The sequence below is a fragment of the Aporhodopirellula aestuarii genome, from assembly GCF_023701485.1.
Lineage (GTDB): Bacteria > Planctomycetota > Planctomycetia > Pirellulales > Pirellulaceae > Rhodopirellula > Rhodopirellula aestuarii.
The window spans coordinates 483173-490235 of the sequence record NZ_JAMQBK010000039.1 but is presented as its reverse complement, the minus strand read 5'-3'; the positions used below and the strand labels follow the sequence as shown (position 1 = coordinate 490235).

Sequence of the window (7063 nt, the reverse complement as noted above, 5' to 3'; positions counted from 1 at the left end):
TTCTGGTGAACGGTTACGTTTCAGTTGGTGGCGGTGCTGGAATGATTTCCAGATCGCCCTTCGTCACAAGTGATGCCCCACAATGGTTCATCAAGGTCCCGTTTGCAGTCATGGCTACTCCTCTTTCGTTGAAGCCGGTGGAAATGGAAAGAACCAACGGCGAGCGTAGCGCGAAACACCTGGAAGCGCCAGAAAATCGTGCGAGGATCAGGCCAGCGGCGATTGAACTGACCTGAACTTCCTTTCTTTTGAGACGAATTCCGTGGAGCGGTCTCCGACCGATCGGCTTGCATTCCACCGGTGATGCGTGCAACGTTGCACCGTCGTTGCATGCAAGCGGTAACCAATGACAACTTCGGCCCATTGATTGCCTACCTGGTGCCGGGCGCAACCGTCCTTGCTGGTCTGTCGAATTTCTCGCCGACGTTAAAAAGCTGGTTCGCAATTGGCCCCACCGAATCGCCGAGTATCGGAGGCTTTTTGTTCCTGACATTGGCAGCGATCGCTGCTGGGATGACAGTCAGTGCAATCCGATGGGCGGCCGTTGATACGCTCCACGGTTGGACCGGCCTGGCAATCCCATCGCTCGACTTTTCGCGGCTCGGAACGAACGTAAATGCTTTCGTGCTTCTGATAGAGATTCACTACCGGCACTATCAGTTCTACGCCAACATGCTGGTGGCGACCGCGATCGCATACGGCTGCTACCGCCTTAGTCTTGGTGGAGTCTTCGGACTGCGTTGGATTGACGTTGCGTTTTTCGGCCTCGAAGTAGTGTTCTTCGCCACATCCCGTGACACCTTGAGCAAATACTACGCGAGGAGTCAGCAGTTATTGTCGGCAACGTTGTGCGGTGACACTGCTCCGTCAGAGGGAAATCGACAATCATCGCCCACCGAAATTGCTACTTCCGTGAGCGGAGAGCCCGTTCCAGTTGCTCAACAAACTCCGGCAGCGTCAGGCCCAGTGTCAGGCAAACCGTTCGAAGCTGAATGATGTCGAGCCGCCGCTCCCCGCGTTCACACTTACTCACGAATGACTGAGATTGTCCCAGCTTCTCGGCCAATTCCATCTGACTAATTCCGGCATTCTCACGCGTCTGACACAGCAAACGAGTCAGGGCCTTGTATTCACGCGTGTAAATCGATTTTTCCATAAAGCACTGGTCTCCCTTCGCGGCTGATGGTATAGTCCAACTTGGCTTAGTCCAAAATGGACTAACACGACGAGCGCAGAACACTTTTTTCAAAGGGAGAACAGTCATGGCGAACGGTGGAAGTCACGGAAGCGTCAAGCAGCCCCAGGGAACGAAGCCCGCGGAAAAACCGCAGGCAAATCCGAAGAAGCAGACAAAGTAGCAGCAAAGCAATCCGGCGTCTGCGAGTGCAACGCGTTTGGTGATCGGCAGGAAGCCGGGATCAAACGCGTTTTTTTGTGCTGATCCGCATCTACCGGGACGGAGTTGCATAACTGCGTTCGTGCCAGACATTCGCTCGGCAGTCACCGCCTGCCGTGAGCTCATCGCCAATTTGCTTGCGCTGGTATCTCGATCGGTGCAATGTCTCCTCAGTTCTGCTGACGGTCAGCGGAGCCAATGTCTGAGCAAGCTCTTTCTCAAACAGGCACAGGAGACGAATCGATGCTGGTAGATCTTAACGATGGCAAGTGCCGCTCATGCAGCGGCCAACTCGAAGTAGCTGGTGCAGACGACGCGACGATCGATGTCAAATGCACTGAATGCGGTGACGGTTACACCGTCGAACCCGATGCTTTCAACGACGGAGGCATTAAGTATTGGCCGGAAGCGATGGTCGAGTTTGGGGAGGACCTGTGATGGATCCTCAACAAACATGGACTGAAATGCTCGAAGCGTTGAAACGCAAAGAGTGGGACGAAGCGAAGGAACTGGCCGACGCTCTGTACGAATGGATTCGCAAAGGCGGATTCCCGCCCGTCGCGGTTGGCGATGAGTCGCTCGGTAAGAATTGGCACAAGACGATTGCATCGTTCACGTGCCTGGTTGTTGCCAACAAAGTCGATGATGTGAAGAAACGGCGAAACCAACGCCAAACAAGAACGAAAGGAGGTGAATGATGCTTCATGCAGATCGAGTCTGGTGCGTTGCTGAAGTCGGTTCGGCGGAAGAACTCGCAAAAAACCTGACGGAAAAGAGATGGTTTTGCTGTCAGGCGTTTCAGGTGGCTGGTCACCCTCGCTACATCTGGTTGAACGATTCAACGTCACCGACTGGACTACAGGAGTTCGCAGTCTGCCGACTCGGATTGGCCAAAGGCGACATTCGTCAGCTGGAATCGATTACGTTCGGACAGTGCGAAGAGTCAGCCCTGAAATTCATTCGTGCGACGCTCAATGGCGAAGACGACGACAACGAATGGGCTCGCAACATCACTGCGGTGATTCAAACGCGTGAGCAGCATGGACGCTGCGAACACTGTGCCTGACACTCAGGCTTTCTGAGTCTGACCTGCGATGGTCAGACTCAGTTTTGTGGCGACGCTCTTAATTCGCGTAATTGTGAACCGCTTGGGTGTTGTTCTCCACGTAGAAGACGAGCAAATTTCGAGAGTCGCCTCAGCTTCGTTGTAGCCTTGTGTTTGATAAACTGCATGTCAGACAAAAAACGAACTTCCAACGGTCAAATGATGAAGAAGTGAGCGCCATGACTGACATTTCCTACCCCATGCAACACGTGTCCATTCGTGTTCCCTGGCATGACAACGGCTGGACCGGGACAGTCTGCAATCAGCCGAAGTTCAATACCTCATGTCTCAAACTCAAGGGCATTGCGGACAGCAAGGATGAAGAAGCGGAAGAAGCAGTCGCCGGAAAGTCGGTTCTTGAACTGATCGACGAGGGAATTCGGCTTCCACCATGCGTGAAAGAACGAGCCACGTTCATGGCCGATTTCGAGTTCGATCGGGTCACTGAGCATCCATATGCAAGGGGTAACTCGACGACTCACGGTCACTTTCGGCCCACATCCCTACGTCATCCGGCCTACTCAGCGGCGGCTGTCCCTTTTCTTTGGATGATGCGAGACGAAGTCTTTGGCGATTCAAAGGGGAAAAAGGATGTCAATCCAAAAGTCGAGCGTTATCCGCTAGAAGGAGTCGACCTGCAGTTTGAACCCTCGGAGGAAGAATTGGGATTCAAAACCAACTGGGTTCAGGACCGTCGTAATCACATTGCTCTACTCGAATGCTTTTGGAAGCATGTGCGACCTCAAGAATCGTTGGTGTTCTTCTACGCAAAGCAGGTTCCGCTGGTCGAGGACACGGGGCGACGTGTGCTGATCGGCGTGGGGCGCGTCAAGCACCTTGGTAAGTTGACCGAATACAAATATGACGGAGATCCTGGTGATAGGTTGCGAAGCATGCTCTGGGAGTGCATGGTAACGCATACGATTCGACCTGATTTCTCGGACGGATTTCTTCTGCCCTACCAACAGGCAATGGAAGAAAGCGACGAAGGACGTGCATTCGATCCCGTTGAAGCGGTTGCGTTCGCGCCTGAAGACCGGTTCAGTGAGTTCTCCTACGGCACTGAGCATGTCAGTAATGACGCCGCTATCAGCGGGCTGCTTTCCATCCGAGACGCGCTACAACGCAGTTCCGAGTTGTTCGGGTACGCGTCTGATCCGTATGAAAAGTGGATCGACCGAGAGTTGGGACGTCTTTGGAACAAGCGAGGACCGTTTCCTGGTCTCGGATCAGTCCTGTCCGCCACCGGCGTCACGATGGGGAACTTTGTTGCGCAGGCGTTGATCGACAAGGTCGGTGAAAAAGAAAATCCATGGCCGGCGTGGTTTGATGCTGTCGGAGATCCATCATCAAACCTGCCAGCAGAACTTGCACGGCACATTGACAGCACGATCGCCAAGTCATGGAAACGAATGAATAAAGACCGGCGAGGATTCCTGGAACTGCTGAGTCGAATGGATTTGACACAGGATCAGGCAAGTGTGTTGGCATCTCCCGAAGAGCGAGAAGACTGGGGTATCGCTTTTACGGACAACGACATCGTTGCTAATCCCTATTTGATCTATGAAGCGACGCGGCTCACCGCCGAACCCGCTTCGATTGGGATCGTTGATCGCGGTCTGTTTCCCAGTGGAATGATTCGGAAGAAGTTCCCCATTCCAGAGCCATCTCTGGTCAAAACCGCCGTCGATGCGCGGCGATTGCGTGCGTTGACTATTCGCAATCTTGAAGATGCGGCTCAAAACGGCGATACGCTGCGTCAACGCGATGACGTTATTCGCGATTTGCGACGTCAGGCGGGCGACGACGATGAACAAAAATCGCAAGTCACGGCGGACCTCATGTCAGTCGCCGAAGAAGAACTGTTTGAGGATGAGATTCGCATCGTCAAAATGGCGAACGATAAGCCAGCTTATCAACTTGAACGTCTTGGTGCGGCTGGCGATCTGATACGCCGTACGATCGAAAAGCGTATCGCAGGAAAACGGCATGCCCTGAAAATTGATTGGCGCGACTCGTTGGACTCCTTTCTGGCGAAGAACAAAGTCGCGTTGCCCGACGACCCTGAGGAACGTGAACGAGAAGAACTGGCCCGTGCCGAGAAAACGACTGCGTTGGAGGAACTTGCAGCGTCTCGGTTCAGTGTACTTATCGGGAGGGCCGGCACGGGAAAGACAACCCTGCTATCCGTGCTGTGTGCTCAGCCGCGAATCGGCAAAGACGGCGTGCTGTTACTTGCTCCGACTGGTAAAGCACGCGTTCGAATGGAAGATGTCGCCCGAAAAGCCGGCATTAAGAATAGTCAGGCGTTCACATTGGCCCAACATTTGAGTGGTACGGATCGTTACGACGGATCAACGCAGCGGTACTTGATGACAGGAGAACGCGGCGATCAGGTTGCGAAGACGGTCATCGTTGATGAGTGCTCAATGCTGACCGAAGAAATGATGGCCTCGCTGATCGAATCGCTCAACAAAGTCGATCGACTTATTTTTGTAGGTGACTATCGACAACTTCCGCCGATCGGTGCCGGTCGCCCCTTTATTGACATCGTCGCTCGCCTTCAACCCGACGATTTCCCTGCGGATGAGCCGCACGTTTCCCCCGGATTCGCGGAGCTCATGATTCCACGTCGACAAGGTGCCGGCGAGCGTGATGACTTGTTGCTCGCGTCGTGGTTCGGCGGCGGCGAAACAAGCGCTGGCGACGATCAGGTCTTCGACATATTGTCCGGAAAGCGCAAGAGTGAGACGGTTCAGTTCGTGACCTGGGAAACGCCAGACGAATTGGAGAAGGCTTTGCCGGATGTACTCCGTGATACTCTTGAGTTTAGTCCCGAGTATGAGGACTGGCAGGCATTCAGCATTTCTCTTGGAGGCAATCCTGACGACAACGGTTCTCTCTGGTTCAACACCAAATGGGGCAAATTCGATGGCGCAGGTCTGGCTGCCGAAGCGTGGCAGATTTTGAGCCCCGTCCGCCAAAAACCGTGGGGGGTGGAGACGATCAATCGCTTAATTCATACAAGGTATAAGGAACGAACGATCGAGCAGGCGAGGAGCTTCAAGGGCAAGCGAAGCATTCCCAGGCCGATGGGTGAGCACCAGATCGTTTATGGGGATAAGGTCATCAATAATCGCAACCGGAGGATCTATAAAAAGCGAATGTATCCCATGCCTGAGAAGGAAGGCTATTTGGCAAACGGCGAAATCGGAGTTGCAGTAGGACACAGGCGAACCAAGAAGAAGTATTGGGACCCGACATATCTGGAAATTGAATTCTCTACGCAGCGAGGGACTGCGTTCAAGTTCTATCAAAGCGACTTCAAGGAAGAAGGCGAGGCCAGTCTCGAACTGGCTTACGCGCTCACCGTTCACAAAGCTCAGGGCAGCGAATTTAAGAAAGTGTTTCTCGTCTTGCCGCGTTCCCCGCTCATGGTCACGCGCGAACTTCTATACACGGCGCTCACCCGACAAAGGGAGAAAGTTGTTGTACTGCTGCAAGGATCGGCGACGGACCTGCACCGATTCAGTTCCGAACGATACTCGGCCGCCGCTTGCCGCCTGACCAATCTGTTTGGCCCTCCGAAGCCGATCGAGATCAAGGGAGCGTTTCTTGAGGAACGACTGATTCATAACACAACTCGTGGTGAACTTGTTCGCTCCAAATCTGAGGTCATTATCGCCAATCTGCTTCATGCCAGGAAAATCGATTACGAATACGAGCAGGAGCTGAAGCTGGATGGCGAACCACAAAACAAGTTCCCCGACTTCACGATCGAAGATGATGACACGGGAAAAATGTACTACTGGGAGCATCTCGGAATGCTCGGAAACAGTGACTACAAGCGTCGATGGTTGGAGAAGGAGCAGTGGTACCGGGACAATGAAATTCTGCCACACACCGAAGGCGTCGGTCCCAACGGCACTTTGATCATCTCTCGCGACGATCCAAATGGCGGCATTGATTCCTCGCACATCAACCGCCTGATAGAGGACGTTCTAAAGGCCTGATCTTCAAAGATCTTCAAAGCATGTGCGCTTGGGGCTAATTCGCCCTCGCATTTCATATTCGACAGCGAAACCTGCAGTTGGCTTCTCCTGAGAACGGTGCGGTCCGTGGGTTGCCGATCTTCTTGCGGGCTGCCGTGTCGCTGCGACCTTCCCCAGTTTCGCCGACCGGCAAACTCCGGCACGCATCACGCCGACGGCGCCCGTGCTGATTGTTTCGGCTGTGAATGTCTGGTAATGTTTGGAGGATCGCGATCGGCTATTCCGTATAAGCGAGGTATTGGTCATGGCCACCGAAGCGAAATTCCTGACGGTCAAAGAAACGGCGGAAACGCTTGGAGTTTCTCCAAACACCGTTCGGGCCTGGGGATCTAGCGGCAAATTACCGGAGTACCGCCATCCCTTGAACAACTACCGGTTGTTCAAGCAGGCGGATGTTGAACGACTTCGTTCGAAGATTGCAGAGCCCGTTCTGCAATCGAAACCGAAGGTTAAGTCGAAGAAACGAGGCGGGAAGTAAGCAGCACAGGCTGAATCGGCACACAAATAGGA

Annotated in this window: 8 protein-coding genes; 7 read left to right on the top strand and 1 reads right to left on the bottom strand. The window is 53.6% G+C overall.

Annotation, left to right across the window (positions count from 1 at the left end; genetic code table 11):
- A partial coding sequence (locus NB063_RS15975; protein ID WP_250929730.1) for a hypothetical protein occupies positions 1–236 on the top strand: 236 nt, incomplete at its 5' end.
- Between the two features lie 67 nt (positions 237–303).
- Entirely contained in the window at positions 304–996 is a 693-nt protein-coding gene (locus NB063_RS15970; protein ID WP_250929741.1) for a hypothetical protein, read from the top strand.
- Here NB063_RS15970 and NB063_RS32475 read toward each other — a convergent pair.
- Positions 905–1156, bottom strand: coding sequence for a helix-turn-helix domain-containing protein (locus NB063_RS32475; RefSeq protein WP_322975230.1), 252 nt, complete (start codon positions 1154–1156; stop codon positions 905–907). The genes NB063_RS15970 and NB063_RS32475 overlap by 92 nt on opposite strands.
- 483 nt (positions 1157–1639) lie before the next feature.
- Here NB063_RS32475 and NB063_RS15960 point away from each other — a divergent pair, with 483 nt between their 5' ends.
- The 5 genes from NB063_RS15960 (at position 1640) to NB063_RS15940 (ending at position 7031) form a co-directional block, all read left to right on the top strand.
- Positions 1640–1834: a hypothetical protein gene (locus NB063_RS15960; RefSeq protein ID WP_250929729.1), complete on the top strand. Its 195-nt coding sequence runs from the start codon at positions 1640–1642 to the stop codon at positions 1832–1834.
- Positions 1834–2094, top strand: a complete 261-nt coding sequence (locus tag NB063_RS15955) for a hypothetical protein (RefSeq protein WP_250929728.1) — start codon at positions 1834–1836, stop codon at positions 2092–2094. Before NB063_RS15960 ends, NB063_RS15955 begins: the two co-directional genes overlap by 1 nt.
- Positions 2094–2462, top strand: a complete 369-nt coding sequence (locus NB063_RS15950) for a hypothetical protein (RefSeq protein WP_250929727.1) — start codon at positions 2094–2096, stop codon at positions 2460–2462. Before NB063_RS15955 ends, NB063_RS15950 begins: the two co-directional genes overlap by 1 nt.
- A gap of 218 nt (positions 2463–2680) precedes the next feature.
- Positions 2681–6514 carry an ATP-dependent DNA helicase gene (locus NB063_RS15945; RefSeq protein WP_250929726.1) on the top strand — a complete coding sequence of 1278 codons (3834 nt, stop codon included), beginning with the start codon at positions 2681–2683 and terminating at the stop codon, positions 6512–6514.
- Between the two features lie 283 nt (positions 6515–6797).
- Positions 6798–7031, top strand: coding sequence for a MerR family transcriptional regulator (locus NB063_RS15940; protein WP_250929725.1), 234 nt, complete (start codon positions 6798–6800; stop codon positions 7029–7031).
- Positions 7032–7063 lie beyond the last annotated feature (32 nt).